This window comes from Sphaerisporangium aureirubrum (genome assembly GCF_042658925.1).
GTDB classification, from domain to species: domain Bacteria; phylum Actinomycetota; class Actinomycetes; order Streptosporangiales; family Streptosporangiaceae; genus Sphaerisporangium; species Sphaerisporangium aureirubrum.
This window is the reverse complement of the sequence record NZ_JBHSRF010000082.1, coordinates 1-22907: the sequence shown is the minus strand read 5'-3', so window position 1 is coordinate 22907 and position 22907 is coordinate 1. Positions and strand designations below refer to the sequence as shown.

Annotated in this window: 18 protein-coding genes; 10 read left to right on the top strand and 8 right to left on the bottom strand. The window is 70.1% G+C overall.

Annotated features, from left to right (window positions below):
- Positions 1–38 precede the first annotated feature (38 nt).
- On the top strand, positions 39–1418 hold the full coding sequence (locus ACFP1K_RS34315; RefSeq protein WP_380761316.1) for an FAD-dependent monooxygenase: 1380 nt from the start codon (positions 39–41) through the stop codon (positions 1416–1418).
- A gap of 1843 nt (positions 1419–3261) precedes the next feature.
- Here the strand turns inward: ACFP1K_RS34315 and ACFP1K_RS34310 are convergent.
- Both ACFP1K_RS34310 and ACFP1K_RS34305 read right to left on the bottom strand, forming a co-directional pair.
- A complete protein-coding gene (locus ACFP1K_RS34310) occupies positions 3262–4146 on the bottom strand; it encodes a DMT family transporter (RefSeq protein ID WP_380761314.1) in 885 nt (294 codons plus the stop codon).
- A gap of 89 nt (positions 4147–4235) precedes the next feature.
- On the bottom strand, positions 4236–5828 hold the full coding sequence (locus ACFP1K_RS34305) for a phytoene desaturase family protein (protein WP_380761312.1): 1593 nt from the start codon (positions 5826–5828) through the stop codon (positions 4236–4238).
- 145 nt (positions 5829–5973) lie between these two features.
- Between ACFP1K_RS34305 and ACFP1K_RS34300 the strand changes: the two genes are divergently transcribed.
- The 3 genes from ACFP1K_RS34300 (at position 5974) to ACFP1K_RS34290 (ending at position 11048) form a co-directional block, all read left to right on the top strand.
- Positions 5974–7503 carry an MDR family MFS transporter gene (locus ACFP1K_RS34300; RefSeq protein ID WP_380761310.1) on the top strand — a complete coding sequence of 510 codons (1530 nt, stop codon included), beginning with the start codon at positions 5974–5976 and terminating at the stop codon, positions 7501–7503.
- A gap of 69 nt (positions 7504–7572) precedes the next feature.
- Positions 7573–9807 carry an accessory Sec system translocase SecA2 gene (gene secA2, locus ACFP1K_RS34295; protein WP_380761307.1) on the top strand — a complete coding sequence of 745 codons (2235 nt, stop codon included), beginning with the start codon at positions 7573–7575 and terminating at the stop codon, positions 9805–9807.
- Positions 9808–9884: 77 nt separating this feature from the next.
- A complete protein-coding gene (locus tag ACFP1K_RS34290; RefSeq protein WP_380761305.1) occupies positions 9885–11048 on the top strand; it encodes an acyl-CoA dehydrogenase family protein in 1164 nt (387 codons plus the stop codon).
- A gap of 169 nt (positions 11049–11217) precedes the next feature.
- On the opposite strand, the gene ACFP1K_RS34285 is transcribed toward ACFP1K_RS34290, so the two are convergent.
- Complete coding sequence (locus ACFP1K_RS34285; RefSeq protein ID WP_380761303.1) at positions 11218–11667, bottom strand: ATP-binding protein; 450 nt, start codon at positions 11665–11667, stop codon at positions 11218–11220.
- 385 nt (positions 11668–12052) lie between these two features.
- On the opposite strand from ACFP1K_RS34285, the gene ACFP1K_RS34280 reads away from it, so the two are divergent.
- The 4 genes from ACFP1K_RS34280 (at position 12053) to ACFP1K_RS34265 (ending at position 16235) form a co-directional block, all read left to right on the top strand.
- The gene (locus ACFP1K_RS34280) at positions 12053–12559 is read left to right on the top strand and encodes a SigE family RNA polymerase sigma factor (protein WP_380761300.1); all 507 of its coding nucleotides are present in this window, start codon (positions 12053–12055) and stop codon (positions 12557–12559) included.
- A gap of 23 nt (positions 12560–12582) precedes the next feature.
- Complete coding sequence (locus tag ACFP1K_RS34275) at positions 12583–13539, top strand: hypothetical protein (RefSeq protein ID WP_380761296.1); 957 nt, start codon at positions 12583–12585, stop codon at positions 13537–13539.
- Positions 13540–13866: 327 nt separating this feature from the next.
- Positions 13867–15132, top strand: coding sequence for a hypothetical protein (locus tag ACFP1K_RS34270; protein WP_380761294.1), 1266 nt, complete (start codon positions 13867–13869; stop codon positions 15130–15132).
- A 56-nt stretch (positions 15133–15188) separates the two neighbouring features.
- Complete coding sequence (locus ACFP1K_RS34265) at positions 15189–16235, top strand: hypothetical protein (RefSeq protein WP_380761292.1); 1047 nt, start codon at positions 15189–15191, stop codon at positions 16233–16235.
- Positions 16236–16278: 43 nt separating this feature from the next.
- On the opposite strand, the gene ACFP1K_RS34260 is transcribed toward ACFP1K_RS34265, so the two are convergent.
- The 4 genes from ACFP1K_RS34260 to ACFP1K_RS34245 all read right to left on the bottom strand — a co-directional run bounded on the left by ACFP1K_RS34260 (position 16279) and on the right by ACFP1K_RS34245 (position 18824).
- Entirely contained in the window at positions 16279–16479 is a 201-nt protein-coding gene (locus tag ACFP1K_RS34260; protein WP_380761290.1) for a DUF5302 domain-containing protein, read from the bottom strand.
- 198 nt (positions 16480–16677) lie between these two features.
- The gene (locus ACFP1K_RS34255; protein WP_380761288.1) at positions 16678–16890 is read right to left on the bottom strand and encodes a DUF397 domain-containing protein; all 213 of its coding nucleotides are present in this window, start codon (positions 16888–16890) and stop codon (positions 16678–16680) included.
- 25 nt (positions 16891–16915) lie between these two features.
- Positions 16916–17818 (bottom strand): helix-turn-helix domain-containing protein, encoded by a 903-nt coding sequence (locus ACFP1K_RS34250; protein WP_449329172.1) that lies wholly within the window; start codon positions 17816–17818, stop codon positions 16916–16918.
- 154 nt (positions 17819–17972) lie between these two features.
- Complete coding sequence (locus ACFP1K_RS34245; protein WP_380761287.1) at positions 17973–18824, bottom strand: DUF4253 domain-containing protein; 852 nt, start codon at positions 18822–18824, stop codon at positions 17973–17975.
- A gap of 195 nt (positions 18825–19019) precedes the next feature.
- On the opposite strand from ACFP1K_RS34245, the gene ACFP1K_RS34240 reads away from it, so the two are divergent.
- Complete coding sequence (locus tag ACFP1K_RS34240; RefSeq protein WP_380761285.1) at positions 19020–19595, top strand: hemerythrin domain-containing protein; 576 nt, start codon at positions 19020–19022, stop codon at positions 19593–19595.
- Positions 19596–19737: 142 nt separating this feature from the next.
- Here the strand turns inward: ACFP1K_RS34240 and ACFP1K_RS34235 are convergent, their stop codons facing one another.
- Positions 19738–20175, bottom strand: coding sequence for a nuclear transport factor 2 family protein (locus tag ACFP1K_RS34235; RefSeq protein WP_380761283.1), 438 nt, complete (start codon positions 20173–20175; stop codon positions 19738–19740).
- A 545-nt stretch (positions 20176–20720) separates the two neighbouring features.
- Here ACFP1K_RS34235 and ACFP1K_RS34230 point away from each other — a divergent pair.
- Positions 20721–22403, top strand: coding sequence for an ISAzo13 family transposase (locus tag ACFP1K_RS34230; RefSeq protein ID WP_380761281.1), 1683 nt, complete (start codon positions 20721–20723; stop codon positions 22401–22403).
- Positions 22404–22907: the final 504 nt, after the last annotated feature.

Genomic DNA, 22907 nt, shown 5'->3' with positions numbered 1-22907 from the left:
CCCCCTGGTGGCATGATCGGCGACCAGGGAGGGGTTTCATGTCCCACGCTGTAGTGATCGGTGGCGGAATCGGCGGCCTGACCGCCGCGGCGGCGTTGTCCCAGGCCGGCTGGACGGTGACGGTGTGCGAGCGGGCACCGTCCCTGGAACCCGTGGGCTCCGGCATCGCCATCGCCCCCAACGCGCTGGCCGCCCTGGACACCATCGGCATCGGCGACGACGTGCGCGAGCTGTCGGCGTGGCAGGGCGAGGCGGGCATCCGCCGCTCCGACGGCCGGTGGCTCGTCCGCACCAGCGCCGAAGCCGCCCGGTCCCGCTTCGGCGACCCCACCGTCCTGCTGCTCCGCACCACCTTGATCGACCTGATCGCCGGTCGCGTCCCCTCCGGCTCCCTGCGCCTCGGTACCACCGTCCACTCGGTGGACCCCGCCGAGGGCCGCGTCTCCACCTCTTCCGGCGACCTGACCGCCGACCTGGTGGTAGCCGCCGACGGCATCCACTCCCCGACCCGCCGGTCCTTGTTCCCCACCCACCCCGGACCCGTCCACTCCGGCGTCACCAGCTGGCGGGCCATCATCCCCTGGCCCTCCGCCCGCACCCTGACCGGCGGCGAATCCTGGGGCCGAGGCAGCGTCTTCGGCATAATGCCCCTCACCGGCGACCAGGTCTACTGCTACGCCACCGCCCCCGCGTCCCCCTCGACCTCCGCCCCCCAGCCTCCGGCAGACACGCAGGTCGCCCCAGCGGACGCCCCACCCCCCGCCACCCCGACCTCGTCGCCCGCCACCCCGACCTCCTCGGCCGGCGCCCCGCCCGGCGCCCCGACCTCCCCACCCGATGCCCCGACCTCCCCACCCGATGCCCCGACCTCCCCACCCGATGCCCCAACCTCGTCGCCCGGCGCCCCGACCTCCCCGCCCGGCGCCCCGCGCCGCGCCGCCCCACCCGGTGACGGAGCGGCCGAGAAGGCCGAACTGCTACGCCTGTTCGGCGGCTGGCACGCCCCCATCCCCGACCTGCTGGCCGCCGCCCCCGAGGACCGCATCCTCCGCCTGGACCTCCACGCCCTGGCCAACCCCCTCCCCGCCCTGCACAAGGACCGCGTAGTCCTCCTGGGCGACGCCGCCCACGCCATGACCCCCAACCTCAGCCAGGGCGCCTGCCAGGCCATCGAGGACGCCGTAGTACTCGCCGCCGTAGCCGAGAAACACGGCCCCGCCGCCTACACCGAAGCCCGCCTGTCCCGCACCTCCGCCATCATGCGCAGATCCTGGTCCATCTGCCGCCTGACCAGCTGGACCAACCCATTGGCCGTCCACGCCCGCGACACCGCCATGGCCCTCACCGGCCGCCTGGGCCCGAACACCACCCTCCGCTCCTTCGACGCGGTCTTCGGCTGGCGCCCACCCACCCCGTAACCCCTCCCGGAAACCGTCCTGGCGACCGTACGACGACCCCGCACTCGTACCACGGCCCACCGGAATAGCCGACGTCACGGAATCAACGACATCAACCCCGCCTCCGGCCGAGGTGGACAGCCCCACCCGTTTGTCGATTCCCACCATGTCGACAGTTGCCCACCCGATCCCCGAGGTATCGATCACCGCACGCAGACGCCACCCCACGAACGCGCGCCCCGGTGGAGTGTGTCCCCACCCGTCCGCGCCACCCGTCCGCGCCATCCGTCCGCGCCACCCACCCTGGTCATCGATCCATTGGACGGCGCCGGGTCCCGCGGGTGGCGGTACGGCGGAATCGGCGCCGTTGTACGGCGAGAAACCCGTCACGAGTAGCCAGTCGGGAATCGTCGACTTCAAGGGGATCGACGGCATCAAACCCCGTCTCGGGCTGAGGCGGATGAGCCCACCCGTTGTTGTTTTCCCCCGTGTCGACAGTTGCCCGCCCGATTCCCGAGGTGTCGATCACCGCACGTGGACGCCGCCCCGCGAGCGCTGGCGCTGCCGCGGACCACCTCCGCGTCCGTCGGGCTTCGCGCCGGTGGGTGTGTCGCTCCGCGCCCGGGTGTCATCCATGCGTGTGGGCACCGCCACGAACTGCGGCCGCATCCGGCCACGCCACCCATTCCGATGGCTGATCTCTTGGACGACGCTGCGACCATCTGGCAATCCATGGCGGTTTCTCCCCGCACAACGGCACCGAATTCGCCGTACCACTCCCCGCCGACCCGGCGCCATCTACGGGACGGGCGGGGACGCAGTCCACCGGGGCACCCGCGTTCGCGGGGTGGCCCCCACGGGTGCGGACGCATCCACCGAGGACGCCCACGTCCACGTAGTAGCACCCACGGATGAGGACGCAGTCCCCTCAGGACACCCGCCTTCGCGGGGTGACATCCACATGCGGTGATCGACGGCCCGGGAATCGGGTGGGCAACTGTCGACACGGAGGAAAAACGACAACGGGTGGGCCCATCCACCCCAGCCCGAAACGGGTTCGATGTCGTCGACCCCCTTGACCTCGACGATCACCGGATCGGAAACCCCCGGCCGGTTTCCCACCGCAAGGCGGCGCCAAGTTCGCCGCACCACATCCCACCGCATCGGCGCCGGTTCGGACGAGGCCCTGGAAGCGGGTGGCACCCACAGATGAGGACGCAGTCCGCCCAGGACGTCCGTGTTCACGGGGTGGCGTCCACATGCGGTGATCGACGGCCCGGGAATCGGGTGGGCAACTGTCGACACGGAGGAAAAACGACAACGGGTGGGCCCATCCACCCCAGCCCGAAACGGGTTCGATGTCGTCGACCCCCTTGACCTCGACGATCACCGGATCGGAAACCCCCGGCCGGTTTCCCACCGCAAGGCGGCGCCAAGTTCGCCGCACCACATCCCACCGCATCGGCGCCGGTTCGGACGAGGCCCTGGAAGCGGGTGGCACCCACAGATGAGGACGCAGTCCGCCCAGGACGTCCGTGTTCACGGGGTGGCGTCCACATGCGGTGATCGACGGCCCGGGAATCGGGTGGGCAACTGTCGACACGGGGAAAAAACGACAACGGGTGGGCCCATCCACCCCAGCCCGAAACGGGTTCGATGTCGTCGACCCCCTTCACGCCGACGATCACCGGATCGGAGACCCCAGGCCGGTTTCCCACCGCAAGGCGGCGCCAAGTTCGCCGCACCACATCCCACCGCGCCGGCGCCGGTTCGGACGAGGCCCTGGATGCGGCAGGGCCGAAGCGTGTCGAAGCGGCGTGGTGGAGCGGCACCACACAACCCTGGCGCTCACGGGGCAGGGAGGTTACCTGGCGCCTGCGCGGGTGGGGGTCGCGGGGACGGGGAGCGGGAGGTCGGGGGGGCGGTGGGGGTGGGCTGTGTCGGGGGATAGGCGGCCGAGGATGACTGTGCCGGCTATCAGGATGGCGCCGAACAGGAGGGCGGGGGCGGCGTGGGTGGACATGGGGAGGGGTTCGCCCAGGAGGACCACGCCGGCGATGATCGAGGTGATGGGGTCCACGACCTGGACGCCGGCGTAGGCGATGCCGAAGCAGCCGACGGCGTACGAGCGCTGCAGCAGCACGATGGCGAGCAGCAGCAGAGCCGGGATGACCAGGGTGAACCAGTGGATCAGGCGGCTCAGATCCCCCTCCAGGCCACCGCCGACCACACGGACGAACGTGGAGACCGCGGCGGTGACGGCTCCGGCGCCGATCGACAGCACCAGAGCCCGGGCGGGGCCCTGGAAGCGGCGCGCGGCCACCTCGCAGATGCCCGCGACGGCGCCCACGCACGCCAGGAACCACAGGGCCGCGGAAGTGGACAGCTCGGGGCGGACGTCGTCGTGCGGGATGAGCATCATCAGCCCGAGCAGGCCCCCGGCCACGGCGATCGAGCCGATGACCTCCTGCTTGCTCGGCCGCCGGCCGTGCAGCAGCGCGGCGAGCGGGACGGCGAAGACCAGTGTGGTCACGCTCACGGGCTGCACGATCACCAGCGGCGCGAGGGCCAGCGCCAGCGCGTGGAGAACCGCCCCGGCGAGCCCGACGACACCGCCGATGAACCACCGCGGGCGGCGGACCAGCTTAAGCGTGGCACCCCCGCGCACCACTTCGTACTGCTGGAGGGCGGCGCCGACGGCGTACCCCAGCGCGCCCACCAGCGCGACCGTGATCCCGGCCCATATCATGGGCGATCACCGATCAACGGCGTGCGGGCATGCTGCGACGGGCGTGATGTGAGCGGAGGCACTCCGACAGCTTAAGAGAGGTTTACCCGTTACGTATGCAGATCGTCCGCGAGGACGGCCGCGGCGGCGTTCTTCCCGTTGAGCGCGATCACACTGCCTCCGGGGTGGGTGGCCGCCCCGCACAGGTACAAGCCGGGCACGGGAGTGCGCGGCGTGAGGCGGTTCTCCCACATCTGGTCGGGCCGCACCTCGCCCTGGAAGATGTGGCCCCCGGTGAGGCCGACCCGCTGCTCGATGTCCGGCGGCCCGAGCACCTCGTAGCTCTCCAGGCAGTCGCCGAAGTCGGGGGCGTACCGGCCGATGAGCTCGATGAACTGCCGCGCGACCTCGTCCCTGCGCGCCTCCCAGCCGCCGTTCAGGGCGTACGGCGCGTACTGCCCGAAGACGCTCATCAGGTGGCGGCCCTCGGGCGCGGGCGTGGGGTCGTGGCCGGTCTGCACGTAGATCTCGCCGAAGCCGACGGCGGGCTCCCCCGCGTCGCACCGCTCGAACGCCTTCTGCGCGTCGGCGAGGCCCGTGGTGGTGTTGACGACGCCCTTGGCCATGAACGTTTCACCTGGCGCGGCCGTCCAGGCGGGCAGTCTGCGCAGTGCCGCGTTGAACTTCACCACGGGGCTGCGGATGTCCCAGTCGGCGATCTTCCGCCGGTAGTCTTCGGGCGCGGCCCCGGCGGGCAGCATGGTCATCAGCCGCTTGGGGTCGGCGTTGCTGACGATCGTCCTGGCGGCGATGAACGTGCCGTCGTCCAGCCGCACCCCCTCCCCCGGCAGCACCTCGCCGACCGGTACGCCGGTGGCGAGCACGGCGCCGGCCTCGCGGGCGGCGTCGGCGATGGCGAAGCTCACCACACCCATGCCGCCGCGTACGTAGCCCCAGACGGCCCCCTCGCCGTCGATCTCCCCGGCGAAGTGCATGAGCTTCACCGCGGCGGTCCCCGGGTCGTATGGCCCCGCGTAGGTGCCGATGATGCCCTGGCCGAACAGGGCGTCCTTGAGCCGCTGGTCGGTGACGAACTCGTCGAGGACGTCGGCGATGGAGGCCTGGAAGAGGACGTCCTTCATCATGTCCTCGCCGGCCAGCAGCTCCTCCAGCTCGGCGCGGGACGGTGAATCGCCGGCCCAGGTGTCCCTGGTCCCCTTGCGGAGCCGGATCCTGATCTGGTCGAACAGCTCCTCATAGGCGAAGTACCCGTCGATGTCGCTCTGGCCGAGGCCCAGACCGCGCAACCCCTCCAGCGTCCGGCCGTGGTCGAGCCACTGGCCGAAGGCCGTCCCGTCGTCGAACGGCACCCACAGCTGCGGGTCGGCGAGGTACACCTCAAGGCCCCGCCGGTGCAGGTCCAGCTCGCGGATCACCGTCTCGTCCAGCAGCCCGATCACGTACGCACACGGACTGATCACGTAGCGCGGGTCGGGGAAAGGCCGGTCCAGCGTGGCGGCGCCGCCGAGCCGGTCGCGTGCCTCCAGGACCAGCACGGACCGTCCCGCCCTGGCCAGATAGGCCGCGCAGGTGAGCCCGTTGTGCCCGCCGCCGACCACGATGACGTCCCAGCGTCGTGCCGCGAGATCCGAGACCGGCTCTGGCAGTCCCACCATGCCCAGCCGGTCGGCGATGTCGTTCATGTGCCGCTCCTTAGACTCCCCGGCCTAGCCTGACTGGATAATCAGTCAGTGCGCAAGGGGTCTCCGTGCAACCGGCCGCCGCACCTTCCCGAAGGTTTCGCTGTGCATACGGTGGAAACCCCAGAGCTGGGAGAAAGGTGACACCATGGACATCGAACCGCCACGGCTGGGCCGCAGGCAGGTCAACCTGGTGTTCTTCGGGCTGATGGTGGCCCTGCTCCTGGCCGCGCTGGACCAGACCATCGTCTCCACCGCCCTGCCGACCATCGTGGGCGACCTGCACGGGGTCGAGCACATCGGCTGGATCGTCACGGCGTACCTCCTGGCGTCCACCATCGGCCTGCCGATCTACGGCAAGCTCGGCGACCTGGTCGGCCGCAAGGTGGTCTTTCAGGCCGCCATCGTGATCTTCCTGATCGGCTCGGTGCTGTGCGGGATGTCGCAGAACATGCCGGAGCTGGTCGCGTTCCGCGCTCTGCAGGGCCTCGGCGGCGGCGGGCTCATGATCGGCGTGCAGGCCATCGTGGCCGACCTGGTGTCGCCCCGCGAGCGCGGCCGGTACACCGGGATCATCGGGGCCGTCTGGGGGCTGTCCTCGGTCATCGGCCCGCTGATCGGCGGGTTCCTCACCGACCAGGCGAGCTGGCGCTGGTGCTTCTACGTGAACCTGCCGCTCGGCCTGCTCGCCTTCGTGCTCACCTCCGTGCTGCTCAAGCTGCCGAAGCCGCGCGTGCGCCCGCGGCTGGACATCCTCGGCACCGCCCTGCTCGCGGGCACCTCCACCTGCGTCGTGCTGGTCACCAGCTGGGGCGGCACCGAGTACGCCTGGAACTCCCCGATGATCGTCTCGCTGGCGGCGCTGGCGGTGGTGCTCGCGGTGGGGTTCGTGTTCGCCGAGCGGGCGGCGGCCGAGCCGATCATCCCGCTGCACCTGTTCCGGCAGAACCTGTTCGTGGTGCCCGCCGCGATCTCGGTGTTCGTGGGCGTCGGGATGTTCGCGGCCATCGCCTACCTGCCGACGTTCCTGCAGATGGTGAACGGCGCCACCGCCACCGAGTCCGGCCTGCTCATGCTGCCCATGGTCGCCGGGATAACGCTCACCTCGATCGGCTCGGGACGGGTGATCGCGGCCACCGGGCGGTACCGGATGTTCCCGATCGCCGGGATGGGCGTGCTCACCCTGGGCCTGGTGCTGCTGTCCCGGATGACCGCGGACAGCTCGATGGCGCTGAACGGCCTCTACATGTTCGTCACCGGGCTCGGCCTCGGCATGATGATGCAGACGCTGGTGCTGATCGTGCAGAACTCGGTCGAGTACCGCGACGTGGGCGCCGCCACCTCGGCGGTGAACTACTTCCGGCAGACCGGCGCGTCGCTCGGCACCTCGCTGGTCGGCGCGGTGTTCATCCACCGCCTGACCACCGAGCTGGCCGGGAGCGGGGCCCGGCTGCCGGTGCGGGGCATCAACTCGATCACGCCGCAGATGGTGCAGCAGCTGCCGCCGCCGGTGCGCACCGTCATCGCGCACGCGTACGCCGCGGCGCTGCCGCCGATCTTCCTTTACGTGGCACCTGTGGTCGCGATTGGATTCGTCCTGGCATTCTTCGTCAAGGAGATCCCGCTGTCCGAGCGCCTGGCCGCGCCGCCCGCCGACATGGCCGCGCACAGTGGCTGACGGGATCTGTGCGGGAACGCCGCTAGAGTGGAACGCGTTGGAGGCGATGTGGCGTCGATATCGCAGTTAGTGAGAAATCTCCTGGATCGTCCGGGAAGCGCGAATATTTCCCCTTTTCAGCGCATCACCGCGGCGGCCGGCAGCCAGGAAGACCGGCTCAAAGCTCTTGACGAGCTTCCGCCGCCGCGGATCGAAGATCTCGCGGAGTTCTGCGCCATCGCGCGGGAAGCGGCCGAGCGTACTCTCGGCATGCGCCCGTTCGACGTGCAGCTGACCGGCGCGCTAGCCCTTTTGTCCGGATATGTCGCCGAAATGGCCACCGGTGAGGGCAAAACGCTGTCGGGTGCCATCGCCGCGGCGGGCTACGCCCTGCGCGGAAAACGCGTCCACGTGATCTCGGTCAACGACTACCTCGCCCGCCGGGACGCCGAGTGGATGGAACCGCTCTACACCGCGCTCGGCGTGACCGTTGGGTGGATCGGCCAGGACTCCACGCCCGAGGAGCGCCGCGAGGCGTACGCCAAGAACGTCACCTACGGCCCGGTGAGCGAGCTCGGCTTCGACGTGCTGCGCGACCGCGTCGCCACCGACCCCGCCGACATGATCGTGCCCGACCCCGAGGTCGCGCTGGTCGACGAGGCCGACTCGGTGCTGGTCGACGAGGCCCGCGTGCCGCTCGTGCTGGCCGGGGCCGCCGACACCGGGGCCGGGACGCCCGAGCTCGCGGCGCTGGTGCGGCGCCTGTCGCGCGGCTACCACTACGAGCTCGACGACCAGCGGCGCAACGTCCACCTCACCGCCAAGGGCACCGACGCCGTCGAGAAAGCCCTCGGCGACATCAACCTGTACGAGACACCCGAGGTGCTCACCCAGGTCAACCTCGCGCTGCACGCCCACGCGCTGCTCGTCCGCGACGTCGACTACCTCGTGCGCGAGGGCCGCATCCAGCTGGTCAACCAGTCGCGCGGCCGGGTCGCCACCCTCCAGCGCTGGCCGGACGGCCTGCAGGCGGCGGTGGAGGCCAAGGAGGCGCTGCCGCCCACCGAGTCCGGCGAGGTGCTCGACTCCATCACCATCCAGGGCCTGATCAGGCGCTACCCCACGCTGTGCGGCATGACCGGCACGGCGGTCGCGGTGGAGGACCACTTCCGGGAGTTCTACGAGCTCAAGGTCGCGGTCATCCCGCCCAACAAGCCCTGCGTGCGCGTCGACGAGCCCGACCGTCTGTACGGCTCGGCCGCCGACAAGGAGCAGGCGCTGGTCGACGAGATCACCGAGGTGCACGCCACCGGCCGTCCCATCCTGGTCGGCACGCTGGACGTCTCGGAGTCCGAGCGGCTGGCCAAGGAACTGCGCAACGACGGCCTGGAATGCGTCGTGCTCAACGCCAAGAACGACGCCGAGGAGGCCTCGATCATCGCGGAGGCCGGGGCGCACGGCGCGATCACCGTGTCCACCCAGATGGCCGGCCGCGGCACCGACATCCGGCTCGGCGAGGGGGTCGCCGAGCTCGGCGGCCTGTTCGTCATCGGCTCGGGCCGGCACGCCAGCAGCCGCCTGGACGACCAGCTGCGCGGCCGTGCCGGGCGGCAGGGCGACCCCGGCGGGTCGGTGTTCATGGTCAGCCTCGAGGACGACCTCATCCAGCGGTACGCGCCCGACGAGTGGCTGCCCGCCGCCGACCACGACGGCCGGGTGCGGCACAGGCGCGCCGTGTACGTCGTCGGCCACGCCCAGCGGGTGGCCGAGGGCGCCAACATGGAGATCCACCGCAACACCTGGAAGTACACCCGGCTGCTGGAGCAGCAGCGCGACCTCGTCCTGGACCAGCGCGCCAAGGTGCTCGGCGGCGACGCCGCGGCCGAGGCGCTGGAGCGGGCCGCGCCCGAGCGGTGGGCCGAGCTGCTGGAGACCGCCGGGGAAGAGATCCTGCACGAGGCGGCCCGCCAGATCGTGCTCTTCCACCTGGACCGCTGCTGGACCGAGCACGTGGCGTTCATGGCCGACGTCCGGGAGGGCATCCACCTGCGGGCGCTCGGGCACCGGCTGGTGCCGATCGACGAGTTCCAGCGCGAGGGCGTGGAGGCCTACAAGCGCCTGATGGACGAGGTGCGCGAGCGGTCTGTGGAGACGCTGGCCGTCATGCCCATCACCGCCGACGGCTTCGACCCGCTGGACGGCGGGCTGAAGCGGCCCACGGCCACCTGGACGTACCTCGTGCAGGACAACCCGTTCGGCAACGCCCTGGACCGCATGCTCAGGCGCATGGCCCCGCGCCGAAGCCGCGACGACGATCTCGACTAGGCCGGTCGCGGCACGCCGGCGGGGCTGTGATTGGGTGCTGGTGTGACGAGACCGCGACCTGGTGACGGTGACGGCCCATGAATCCTCAGGACTTCCTCGACGTAGACCGCGACCTGTCCGACGAGGAGCGCGCGATCCGCGACACGGTGCGCGACTACTCCACCGCGGAGCTGCTGCCGCACGTCGCCGACTGGTACGACGCCGGCACCATCCCCGACCCGCGCGGGCTGGCCAGGGGACTCGGCAAGCTCGGCGTGTTCGGCATGCACCTGTCGGGGTACGGCTGCGCGGGTACCAACGCGGTGAGCTACGGGCTGGCGTGCCGCGAGCTGGAGGCCGTGGACAGCGGGCTGCGCAGCTTCGTGTCGGTGCAGGGGTCGCTGGCGATGACCGCGATCCACCGGTACGGCACCGAGGAGCAGAAGTCGGAGTGGCTGCCGCGCATGGCGACCGGGGAGGCGCTCGGGTGCTTCGGGCTCACCGAGCCCGACTCGGGCAGCGACCCGGGCTCGATGCGCACCCGCGCCCGGCGGGACGGCGGCGACTGGGTGCTGGACGGCACCAAGATGTGGATCACCAACGGCTCGGTGGCCGACTGCGCCGTCGTGTGGGCCGCGACCGACGAGGGCATCCGCGGTTTCCTCGTCCCCACCTCGGCGCCCGGCTTCTCGGCCAACATCATCCACAAGAAGCTGTCGCTGCGGGCCTCCATCACCTCCGAGCTGGTGCTGGACGGCGTGCGGCTGCCCGCCGACGCGCTGCTGCCCGGCGCGCAGGGGCTGAAGGCGCCGCTGTCGTGCCTGTCGGAGGCCCGGTACGGCATCGTGTGGGGTGTCGCCGGGGCCGCGCGCGCGTGCCTGCTGGCCGCCATCGACTACTCCCGGGCCCGGGTGCAGTTCGACCGTCCCATCGCGTCCTTCCAGCTCACCCAGCGCAAGATCGCCGACATGCTGGTGGACGTCAACCAGGCGATGCTCACCGCCCTGCACATCGGCCGCCTCAAGGACGCGGGCCAGGCCCAGCACGCTCACATCAGCTTCGGCAAGCTGGCCAACGTGCGCGCCGCGCAGCGCGTGGCCGCCACCTCCCGGGGGATCCACGGCGCCAACGGCATCACCCTGGAGTACCCCGTGATGCGGCACATGCTCAACCTGGAGACCGTGGCGACCTACGAGGGGACCGAGGAGGTCCACGCGCTGACCCTCGGACGCGCCGCCACCGGCCTGGACGCCTTCCGCTGACGGCGCGGGTGTGAAGGTACGGCTCGCGCCCGGACTCGCACTCCTCGGGCGGGCTCTGCGCGCGCCCGGCGCGAGCCGTACCTTATCGCCGAGGCACGCACCGCCCGGTGATCACCGTGCCCCGGCGAAACCTCACAGACCCCCGAGCCGTGAGGTCGCCCTCACCGGCTCATGCGCTCATCCGCCCGTCGCCGAGACCGGCGACGAACCAGACGGTCTTGCCACCGCCGTCGGCCGGGACGACCCCCCAGTCGTCCGAGAGCGCTCCCACGATGACGAGCCCTCGCCCGCCTGTGGCGCTCAGATCGTCCGGCACCTCGCACGGCAGCCCGTCGCCCGCGTCGAACACCTCTCCGTACACCCAGCTCCCATCGCTGCCGAGCCGGAGCGCGAACGCCGTACCACCATGCCGGATGGCATTCGTCACCAGTTCACTCACGATGAGACAGCAGTCGTCGACCACTCCACCGGTCCCCCAGCGTCCGAGCTCCTCCCGCACCAGCGTGCGGGCGGCACAGACGCTCTGGGCGTCGGCAGACAGAATCCACTCGGCCGTTCGTACCGGCAGCACGCCGAGAAAGCCGCCGGACGAGCGGTTCGCGCGGAAGGTCAGGCACACTGCTCCTCCTCAGGTGGGAGCGCTCCCACTTAGATTACGGCAATAGGTCGGCGATGTGAATCACTGGAAACATGATTGTTTGCCCCTCCGGAGAGCACGAACGGCAGGCCCAGACCTCTGACAATCCATTTACGCAGTTCAGCGCCGCCCGTTTCGGTCCGCACTTCAATGATCACTCAACGCGATTATTGGGAGCGCTCCCAACAGCCGTCGTCCCAGCTTGCCCGCGGGCCACTTCACCACGCGCGAAAGCCCCGGCTTCCCCTGCCGCGGACCCCGTCCCATGCTGGTCGTAACAGAACGGTCACCGGTCAACCTGGGGTGGGTCCCAAGGAGTGTCAGGGATGGCTCACCGACGAGAGGGGACCGGGTGGATGCGGATTTCGTGGACTTCGTTCGGCACCGGGGGGACCACCATCTGAGGACGGCGGTCCTGCTCACCGGGGATTGGCACACGGCCGAGGACCTGCTGCAGTCCTGCCTCGGCAAGTTGTACCGGGTGTGGCATCGGCTGGACACCAGCAGCGAGCCCGACGCGTACCTGCGCCGGATCCTGGTCAACACCTACCGATCCTGGTGGCGCGCCCGATGGCGCCGGGAGATCCCGCGCGCCGACATGCCCGATCTGCCGGGCCCCGGCGACCTGGGGGAGGCCGGGGCGGTGGCGGAGGACGTCCGCGACGCGCTCGCGAAGCTGCCGGTCAGGCAGCGGACGGCTCTGGTGCTGCGGTTCTTCGACGACCTGCCGGAGGCGGAGGTCGCCGATCTGATGGGGTGCTCGGTGGGGACGGTCAAGACCCACACGCATCGCGGGTTACGGGCGATGCGGAAACTGATTCCGCCCAGCACGGCGGTCAACCGAACCGAGGCGGAAGGGAGTGGGATCCGGTGAGACACCGAGACGAGGAGCCGTTCATGGACGAGAAGGAAGTGCGCGCCCTGCTCATCAAGGCCACAGAGGACCGCCCGCCGGGGCTCGACCTCCTGGCCGGAATGCCGGCCGTGACGGACACGCCGGGCGTGCGGGCGAGGCGGGAGCGCAGGCGGATCCGGCCACTGGTCCCGCTGGCCTCCCTGGGCGTCGCGGCCGCCGTGAGCGTGATCATGCTGGCGCTGCCCCTGGGGCAGCCCTCGGCGCAGGCCCAGGTGGCCGCCGCGGTCGACAACACCAGCCAGGAGAGTTACCGGATCCACAGCACCAGCGACGGCAGGGTGTTCGACGGGGCCTTCGACCCCGTCCAGCGCGTGGGCTTCATCGCCTCGGCCGCGGAGGGCGCGGAAACCCGGTTCGTCGGCGACCTGCTGTACATCCGTCAGCCGGGCAGGGCGAAATGGGAGGTCGCTCCGCGCGCGGACGCGGCCGAGCTGCCGGTGGTCGTCGCCGTGGTCAAGTTCGCCATGGTGGACCCGCAGCAGGCTCTGCAGCGACTGCGGTCCGCCACGGACGTGCAGGAGGAAGGTCCCGCCTCCGGCGAGGGCTGGACCGGCAAGCGGTTCACGTTCTCGCTGACGGACGCGGACAACGCCAAGAGGACGGAGGCCGTCACGGGGGCCGTGGACGTGGACGACCAGGGCCGGGTCCGGCGGCTGGAAGTGAACTTCGGCGGTTCCGGCCAGAGGAACGTCATGGAGTTCGGCGATTACGGCACCCCGGTGACGGTCACGGCACCGCCCGCCGGCGACGTGGAGCAGCCGTCGGACAACTATGGCGCGCCGTCCGAAAAGGCCCCCGGCGGGCCGGCCCGGAAGCCCGGCGCTCCGGCCCCCGAAGCGCCCGGCACGCCCGACGGCAAGGTGTCCGGCACGCCCGGCGTCAAGACACCCGGCGTTCTGGTCGAGTCAGGCGAGAAGCCGGTCGTCAAGACCCCCTGACCGCCCATCACGCACCACCGGCCGTGCGGCCACCCGGAGCAGACCATGCTCCGACCGGCCGCACGGCCGCTCCGCGTGTCAGGCACGACGGCCTCGGGGAAACGCCTGCCACGCCGCCCGCCCGGCTGTGGCCTGAAGCCCGCCGAAGCCGTCCTCGCGCGGGGCGGCGACCATCAGGGGCCTGCCCGGGATTTGAGTAGGCCTGTACTCATGTGCGGCCTCCGCCAGGGACGCGACCATTCGAGTCAGGGGCTCGGGACCGGGTGCCTGGAGGCGTTTCATCGTGCTCGTGGCCTGCGGGCCGCGGGCGCGCGGGACGGAGAGGCCATGTTGGTTGTCGCGTTGGTGATCACGGTGGGGGCCATCGTGTTCGCCGTGCTCGCACGGCGGATGGGGGAGAAAAGGGCCAAGGCGCCGATCGCGGTCGAGGAGCGGATCCCTACGTTCCAGGTGGTGGCGCTCGGGTTGCAGGGGTCGGGGAAGACGTTGTTGCTGGCCAGCATGTACCACTGCCTGCGGGTGCCGGCGGGGCAGTCGTACTTCCTCAACGCGGAGTACCGGGACGTGCTGCAGCTCAACCAGTGGTACGCCGAGATGGCGGACACGGGGTCGTCGCATCTGTGGCCGCGGGGGACGGCCAAGGGGGAGACGCGGCATTTCCTGTTCACGGTGAAGACGGCCGTGAGCGGCGCGCCGCATCCGATGTTCCAGCTGAAGTACCTCGAGTACGCGGGCGAGCTGCTCAGCGAGCCGCAGGACGAGGGGTCGGGGCGGCAGGACGAGCTGTTCGGGCACGTCAAGGCGGCGGACGCGCTGCTCGGGGTGATCGACGGGTACCGGCTGCTCCAGCACCTGGACGGGCACCCGGCGGGGGCCGTCCACCTGGAGCGCACCCTGAACGCCCTGCTGCCCGCGATGATCGAGGCGTCCTGCCCGATCAGCTTCGTGATCACCAAGTGGGACCTGCTGGCGGACCGCTACCCCGACGAGGGCAGGCGCCTGAGCGTCGTGCACGACCTGCTGATGTCCAACTCGCACTTCCGGTCCCTGGTCGACATGCACGCCTCGACCCGGATCATGCGGCTGGTTCCGGTGAGCGCCGTCGGCCACGGCTTCGCCACCGTCGACCCCGAGGGCGACATCGTCAAGGTCGCCACCGGCGCCGTCCACCCCGCCAACGTGGACGTCCCCCTGTCGGCCGTCGTCCCCGACCTGTTCGACCAGGTGGAGGCCAGGCTGACCAGGGAGAACATGGCGGCCCTCGACGCCGAGGCCCGCCGCCGCCGTCAGCAGGGCCCCCTGGAGGCCCTCGCCTCGCTCACCGCCTTCGGCAGCCAGATCGCGGGCCGCGCCCTGCTGGCCGCCTTCGGCCCCGTGGCGGCCGTGGCGCTCGGCGACACCCTGCTCGGCCTGTTCCTGGACTCGCGCGGCGGCCAGGGGAAACAGGACGCCCTCTCCGAGGAGCTCAGCGCCGCGGAACGCCGCCTGGACGAGCTGGCCGCCGCCCGCCGCCGCGTCCTGCACGACATGCGGCGCAAGGTCAACGTCCTGGAGGGCCGCCTGCCCCACACTCGTCTCTCCCGGGAGCACTGAGCCGCCGTATGGACGCCGCCACCCCGCCGCCCGGCATCCCCGAGGAGGGCTGAGCCATGGACACCGCGTCGCCTTCCATGCCCGCCTGGGCGTTCCTGGTCGCCCGGGGCCGCGAGAAGGGTTACCGGGTGGTCCTCGCCCCCGAGGTGCTGCTCGACGGGCAGGAGTACGGGGTGCTGGACGACACCGTGGTGCCGAGCAACCAGGAGGACCACGCGACCGTCATCCAGGTCACCACCCGCGCCGGGCGCCCCCTCACCGTCGTGCACGCCACCCACCTGGTCACCGCCGCCGAGATCGCCGAGCCCGGCACCGAGCCGTCCTCCCGTGCCCCGCGCGACCAGCACAGCCGCCCGCTCCAGCTCATCTACGGCTACGTGTGCGCGGGCCGCGTCACCCCGCACGTCCGCGACGAGGACCTCACCGCCACCCGCCAGGCGTCCCTGGAGGCCTACCGCCGCTTCCTCGCCGACGAGGAGAACTTCACCGTCGTCCCCTCCCCCGCCTTCACCGTCCCCTCCGGCACACCCCACCTCACGACCCCCGCCACCCGTGGCAGGACCCCCGCCATCCCCGCAGGGACCACCGGCGCACCCCGCGCCTTCACCGCGCACGACCGAACCACCACCGCGCAAGCCTCCGCGTACGGCTCCACGCAAGACTCCGCGTACGGCTCCGCGCAAGACTCCGCGTACGGCTCCGCGACCGGCCTCCGCGACCGGCCGCCCAGCCGCCGGCACGTCCTGGCGCTGTACGCGGTCGCCGGCCTCCTCGGCGCACTCGCCCTGATCTTCTACTTCGTCGTCTGGTCCGGCGACCCGCCCCCCACCCCCGACTGCCCGCCCACCCTGCCGACCACCCAAGCGACCAACCTGCCCACCGACCAGCCGGACGACCAACCAACCGATCAGCCGAACGGCCTGCCGAACGATCAGCCGAGCGACTTCCAGGACCCCCCGCTCCCGCCCCCCACCCCGCCGGTCGTGACACCCCTGGAACGCAAAACCGCTCCCTCGGGCGGCAAGGCCCAAGGGAGCGGTACGACCTCAGCGACCTGCGCCGCGAAGGACACGAAGGAAAAGAAGGACGAACCCGAACAATGATCACCGGCACCGGTGAACGTCGGCCATGCGCACCAGACGAACGTCAGCCACTCTTCCGGCGGAACGACCGCTTACCCGCCACGGGACCGTGGGCTCCGTGAATCTTGGAGCCGCCCTTCCCCCGACCAGCGGCATTGGTCTCCGCCTGAGTCTGCCGCTTACGCTCCAGCGCCTCGCGGAACTTCCGCTTCAAATCATCATCGTCCGGGGCTTCGGCCTCCGGCTCCGCTTCCTCGGCAGTCATACAAACCTCCTGCGTGTGGACGGGTGACCACTAAGCCTCTCGGGCGCGTGCGACAGCCTGCCCAACGGCAGCCCCGGACCTCCACCACCGATCCCCCACGCCCCCGGATCCGGCGAAGCGCGCCCATCATCTCACGCTCCCCCACCCCACCCACATCCCACCCTGACAAGCCCAGAGTGAACATGTACCCCCCAACCCTCAGGCCAGCCCCCCGAAGTCCCCCCGTTTGACCGCACGGAGGTATTCACCCCAAGCAATCCGCCCGAACGTCACCGCCGCCTTCCCAGGTGTCTTGGAATCACGAACCGCGACCATGCCATCCGCCAGCCCCGCGACCTCGACACAGTTCCCATTGCCACCACTACGAGAACTCTTCCGCCACGTGACGCAGGACGAATCCGCGCCGGACATCCCGCTCCTCCTCTCCTCGGACTCCCTACGTGAACTTCTCAGCCGCCTTTATGAGCAAGTCCGCCGAATCATTCGGACCAAGCGCCGCCGCGCGCAGATAATCGAACACCGACCCGTACTTCCGTACGTCTTCCGCGTCTTCAAGATAGAGCGCGCTCGACATGTTCTCCAGGTAGACCACATCAATGTGGCTCGGCGCGGGGAACCCCACGATGTTAAACGATCCCGTCAACGCCGGGTGCGCGCCGGCACCGTAGGGCAGCACCTGCACCATCACGTTCGGCCGTCGAACCGCCAGCAGCCGAAGCTGTTCGGCCGTGACCTCCGCCGTCCCGACGAACTGCCGCGTGACCCCCTCGCCGAGGATCACGGACAACTCCAGCGGCACCCCGCCGGTGAGCCGCTTCTGCCGTTCCATCTTGACGGCCACGAGGCGACTTACCTCCTCCGGCGTATCACCGGGACGAAACGCCTCGATGATGGCCCGCGCGTACTCCTCGGTCTGCAACAGCCCTGGCACCAGCGTCTGCTCGTAGTTCCTGACGGTGAGCGCCTCCGCCTCCAGCCCGATCAGCGTCGCGTACTCACTGGTCAGCACGTTGCCGTAGTTCTGCCACCACCCGCGTTGCTGCGATTCCCTCGCGAGGGCCAGCAGCGCCTCCCGCTCCGGTCCGCCCACCTCGTACAGATCGAGAAAATGGCGCAGGTCGCGGGGGCGTATCCCACGACGTCCCGTTTCGAGACGGCTGAGTGAGGCTGCTGTTATCTCGATCCGGTCGGCCACCTCCTGCATGCTCATCCCGCGCTGGATCCGCAGTCTTCGCAGCTCAGAGGCCAGACGACGACGGCGGACGGTTGGACTCGCACTCCACGTCTTCGACGACGGCCATACGGTCCACGTCGCCGTACTCGACGAAGGCCCGGCCACTCCCCTTCCACGGATACCCGCCACGATCGACCCGCTGCGCGAGAGCGGGCGTGGGCTGTGGCTGGTGCGGGAGTTGTCTGCGGCCTGGGGGTGGGCGTTCCATTCGGGGGGGCGAGTCGTCTGGTTCGAGGTGCGGGGGTAGGGCGGCGGGTGTTCAGTCCCACCAGAAGGACCAGTTTGGTTTGTTGAGGATCTGGGCGGCGTAGTCGAGGAGGGTGCCGGCGCCTTGGAGGATGGCGTCGGGGCAGAAGGTCCAGTGTTCTGCTGCGATGTGGAGGGCATGCTGGGGGGTGGCGGGGGGTGCGGCTACGGAGAGTTCCAAGGTGTTGAAGCCCATGCTTACCAGGCGGGCGGCGTAGCGGTCTTCCCAGCTTCTGACCACGGCGGCCAGGGGGACGTTCCACTCGTTGTGGTGGAGGGCGCCTTGCCAGCCCATCACGGCCAGGGCGTCGGCGCCTCGGGTTACGGCGGCGAGGCCTAAGGGCATGCCGCGCTGGGCCAGGACGGCGGCGTAGCGGTCGGCCAGTTCGTCGGGGTCGCAGCGGACGGGGGCCGGGTCGGCGGGGCCGGGGCAGTGGGGGCCGAAGGGGTCGAGGATCTCCAGCTGGTCCTCGGTGGCGCGTTCGACCCAGTCGGACCAGACCTCGTCCATGAAGGCGCCGACGTGGAAGTGGTCGATCTCGGTGGCGGCGTCGGGGGCGACCTGGCCCACCGACCACGGCTGGACGGAGTCCTCCAGCAGGACGGGCCACAGGCCGGAGTGGGGGTGCTCGCGGCGAAGGCGGGTCCAGAAGTCGCCGGTGACCGGGTCGTCGCTCAGCCAGAACGCGGGGCGGCGGTTGGACGGCCAGCGGACGTAGGTGGGGTCGGGCCACACCACCTCGCCGGAGGGGAGGTCCACGGACAGCAAGCGTCCGCGTCCGCCGTCGTCGAACAGCCCCCGCAGGTCCGGGGGGAGCCGCCGGGGCTCTCTTTTCGCCATCTCCACCGTTCCGGTGCCGATCACACCCATAGGATCTCGGACCGCCGAGATGGTACTGCGAGGAGGATCCACCACGACTCCGTCGTACCGCACAACGACCCGTTCTGTCCGCTCTCCGGCCATGATCTCTACGCGCCCGAACCGGGGCGGCATGTTTACCTGCGGCGACGCTGGCAAAGCCCCAAAGAGGGGACGCCGCCATCGGTAACGGAGGCAACCATGGCGAACGTATTCGAGGTCCTGGAAAAGGATCACGATGAGGTCAAGAGCATGATGGCCGAACTGGAGACCGGCTCGCCACCGGCACGGGAGGGGGAAAGCCGGCGGACACCGGGCCGCAAGCAGCTGGTGGATCAGCTGATCATGGAGGAGTCCAAGCACGAGGCGGTCGAGGAGCAGTACTTCTGGCCCGTGGTGCGCGAGCTGGTCCCCGGTGGGCACGAGCTCGCCGACGAGGCCGTCCGGCAGGAGCAGAAGGCGAAGTTCACGCTGGAGGACCTGATCGGGTACCAGCCCGGGGAGACGCGGTACGAGCAGATGCTCACCGGGCTCATCCAGGAGGCACGGGAACACATCGCGTTCGAGGAGGAGCGGGTGTGGCCGGAACTCCGCCTGGTGCTCAGCCCTGAGCGGTCGGTGGAGCTGGGGACCAAGATCGAGCGCGCGAAGAAGATGGCGCCTACGCGGCCGCATCCGCACACGCCACCGAATCCCGGCCTGCTGAAGGCGACTTCACCACTGGTGGGGGCGGCTGATCGGCTGCGCGATCTGGTGACGGGGCGCGCCCGGCACTGACCCGGTTTTCGTCCTGAGCTCGCTTGATACCCGAGCACCGTTCCATCGCTTGGGCTCGCTCGGCACTGAGCCCCGGCCTTTAGTCGGCCTGGGCTCAGTGCCGTGGGTCCGGTCTACGACCCCGGTGCGGACCGGACCTTGGTCAGGCGGCGGGCGGAGGCGAGGCGGACAAGGCGCCGGAGGCGACACCCATGGCGAAGTGGTCGTGGTAGTCGCGGGTGGCCTGAATGAGGCCGTCGCGGACTCTGAGGACCTGGATGTTGTTGACGCTGAAGTCCTGGCGGCCCGCGAACCGGCCGTCGTAGGCGAACTCGGCGATGATCACTTCAGGGTCCGTCGTGTCGTGGACGACGATGTCCCTGGGCCGTATCTCGATCATGCGGCCCGCCGCGGCGGTGAAGTGGGCACGGATCTGGTCCCTGCCCTTGATCTGGACCGGGGCCGGGATCGCGAACGGCATCTCCACCACGACGTCCTCGGCGTACAGGTCGGCGAGGTCCGCCCAGGCTCCGGTGGAGATTCCGGTAATCAGGCTGTTGAAGATGTCGCGAGGGGTGGCTATCTGGGGGGCTTCGGACATGCGTTCGGTCCTCCTTGGAGGCGTGAGTTTAACCGGAGTGAGTACTCCTTTTTAATCATGCGGAGTGACGACTCCACTTGTCAACCGGGGGTGCGCCGACGAGCGCGGATGTGATCCGCCAGGCGCCCACGTTCGCGGGCTGACGTCTACGTGCGGCGATGAAGTCGACGCGAGCATCCACGTGCGGTGACGCACCACGTGCGGTGACGGATACGGCGGGGGCGTCCACGTGCGGTGACGGAAACCCCCGGGATCGGGTGGGCCATGGTCGACACGGTGGGAATCGACAACGGGTGGGCTCATCCGCCTCAGCCGGAGAAGGGTTTGTCGTCGTTGATCCTTAACGTCATTTATCTCCGGCGACCCACGACGGGTTTCTCGCCGTACGGCGGCACCGGCTTCTTCGCCGTACCGCGTTCCGCCGTCGCGGCGCCGACCAGGGCGACCGCCGGGGCGGATGTCCGTTCGGGGCGGACAACCCGTGCGGGTAAGGGCTCGCCGCTGAATAAGGCGTAGCTTCCGAATTTCTCACTCGTTGCTGTGGTATGGGCGTGACGCAGGAGACGGTAGAGCTTCTGGCGGTGAAGTTTCAGACGATCTTCCCGCATCTGGATGAGCGGCAGCGTCGGCTGCTGCTGGGAGCCGAGGCCCGGGCCTTGGGACATGGCGGCATCCGCGCCGTGGCACGCGCTGCCGGGGTGCGAGAGGCCACCGTCTCACTAGGGATCGATGAACTGGAGTCCGGGGCTGAACCGCTGGGCCGGGTACGCCGTCCCGGCGGGGGCCGCAAGCGCCTGGCAGAGACCGATCCTGGGTTGCGGCCGGCGCTGCTGGCCCTGGTCGAGCCGGACGAGCGAGGTGATCCGTGCTCGCCGTTGCGGTGGACCACCAAGTCCACCCGTGCCCTGGCCGCGGAGCTGACCCGGCAGGGACACAAGGTGAGCGCCGATGTCGTCGGCGACCTGCTCAAGGAAGAGGGATTCAGCCTCCAGGCCAACGCCAAGACGATGGAAGGCAAGCAGCACCCTGACCGCGACGCGCAGTTCCGCTACATCAACGAGCAGGTCAAGGACTTTCAGGGCAGCGACGATCCGGTGATCAGCGTGGACACCAAGAAGAAGGAACTCATCGGCGAGTTCAAGAACACGGGCCGGACCTGGCGGCCCAAGGGGGAACCAGCACGCGCCCGCACGCACGACTTCCCGGACCTGAGCTTGGGCAAGGCGGTGCCGTACGGCATCTACGACCTGGCCCAGAATGCGGGCTGGGTGAATGTCGGCACCGACCATGACACCGCCGCGTTCGCGGTGGAGTCCATCCGCCGCTGGTGGAAGGGGGCGGGTGCCATCGCCTACCCCATGGCCCGGCGGCTACTGATCACCGCGGACGCGGGCGGCTCCAACGGCTATCGCACCCGAGCCTGGAAGGCGGAACTGGCCGCACTGGCCCTTCAGACCGGGCTGGAGATCATCGTGTGCCACTTCCCGCCCGGCACCTCCAAATGGAACAAGGTGGAGCACCGGCTGTTCTCCCACATCACCATGAACTGGGCGGGACGACCGCTGACCAGCCACGAAGTCATCGTGCAGACCATCGCGGCGACCACCACCCGCACCGGGCTGCGCGTCCACGCCGAACTCGACACCGGCGCCTATCCCGCCGGAGAACGGATCGGCGACCGGCAGATGAACGCCCTGCCGCTCTCGCCTCACGACTGGCACGGCGATTGGAACTACACCCTGCACCCCCAATCCTACGATCACCCCAGCGACCTGCCAGACCCGTTTGACCAGCCCAGCCTCGACCTGACCTGGCTGTGTCACCCCGCACTGACAGGGCTGCAGGCCCCCGACTGGGACGGCCTGATGGCCACTTTGCTGACGCTGCACGACCAGCAGCGCGAAGCCCAGCTGGACAAGCGGCGCGGGCACCGTCCCCGGATGGCCGCACCCGGCACCGGACGACGTCCCATTCTCACCCTCGCCGACCGGCTGCTGGCCACCTTGCTCCACCACCGGCTCGGCCTCCCTCAGGTGATCATCGCGGGTCTGTTCACCGTCCGGCCCGAGACCCTCAACCGGCGCACCCGCGAGATTCGCGAACTCCTCCAGCAAGCCGGACACACCATCCACCCCAGCCCCCACCGAGTCACAACACTGGAAGCCCTCTACGAACTGGCCGCAGCCGCAGGTATCGCACCAGCCATAAAAATCAAAACCGCGTGTTAATTATCTGCGAGCCCTAACGGAAGAGGGATTAGGTCAACCGCCATCCGGCGGCGCCGGGATCGCCGTACCGCGTCCCGCCGTCGCGGCGCTGGTACCCACAAGCCCGGAGGGCGACAAGTACCGGGCGGCGCGGCTAGGAGTGGAGCCGGATCGGGGGCATAGACCGGATCGGGTCGGGGGGATGGTGGGAACGGTGGGCATGGGCTCGAACAGCGGTATTGACCGGGATGTGTCGCGGTGGAGTGGGGTGAGCCCGGCAGGCTCGGGGGTGCGGGGGTGTCCCCCGCATGAGAACAGCCCTTGCGCCTTTCCGCGCGAAGCGCGCCCTCCGGCAAGGACCGTTTCACCTGGCGCCGCACGTATCGCGGGTTGACCGCCGTACGGCGGCGCCGGGTTCGCCGTACCACGTCCCGCCGTACCGGCGCCGATGTTGAACACGGACGTGGAGGACCGGGGGTGGGGGCGCGGGGGTTTCCCGCGCGGGGGCGCGGGTGATCACCACGC

Bases quoted from the DNA above. Each gene is read 5' to 3' on its own strand.
- ACFP1K_RS34240 (WP_380761285.1), top strand. From the start codon at position 19,020: ATGGCGAACGTATTCGAGGTCCTGGAAAAGGATCACGATGAGGTCAAG.
- ACFP1K_RS34310 (WP_380761314.1), bottom strand. From the start codon at position 4,146: ATGATATGGGCCGGGATCACGGTCGCGCTGGTGGGCGCGCTGGGGTAC.
- ACFP1K_RS34275 (WP_380761296.1), top strand. From the start codon at position 12,583: ATGGACGAGAAGGAAGTGCGCGCCCTGCTCATCAAGGCCACAGAGGAC.
- ACFP1K_RS34255 (WP_380761288.1), bottom strand. From the start codon at position 16,890: ATGTCCGGCGCGGATTCGTCCTGCGTCACGTGGCGGAAGAGTTCTCGT.
- ACFP1K_RS34235 (WP_380761283.1), bottom strand. From the start codon at position 20,175: ATGTCCGAAGCCCCCCAGATAGCCACCCCTCGCGACATCTTCAACAGC.
- ACFP1K_RS34270 (WP_380761294.1), top strand. From the start codon at position 13,867: ATGTTGGTTGTCGCGTTGGTGATCACGGTGGGGGCCATCGTGTTCGCC.
- ACFP1K_RS34290 (WP_380761305.1), top strand. From the start codon at position 9,885: ATGAATCCTCAGGACTTCCTCGACGTAGACCGCGACCTGTCCGACGAG.
- ACFP1K_RS34265 (WP_380761292.1), top strand. From the start codon at position 15,189: ATGGACACCGCGTCGCCTTCCATGCCCGCCTGGGCGTTCCTGGTCGCC.
- ACFP1K_RS34260 (WP_380761290.1), bottom strand. From the start codon at position 16,479: ATGACTGCCGAGGAAGCGGAGCCGGAGGCCGAAGCCCCGGACGATGAT.
- ACFP1K_RS34305 (WP_380761312.1), bottom strand. From the start codon at position 5,828: ATGAACGACATCGCCGACCGGCTGGGCATGGTGGGACTGCCAGAGCCG.
- ACFP1K_RS34230 (WP_380761281.1), top strand. From the start codon at position 20,721: ATGGGCGTGACGCAGGAGACGGTAGAGCTTCTGGCGGTGAAGTTTCAG.
- ACFP1K_RS34300 (WP_380761310.1), top strand. From the start codon at position 5,974: ATGGACATCGAACCGCCACGGCTGGGCCGCAGGCAGGTCAACCTGGTG.
- ACFP1K_RS34315 (WP_380761316.1), top strand. From the start codon at position 39: ATGTCCCACGCTGTAGTGATCGGTGGCGGAATCGGCGGCCTGACCGCC.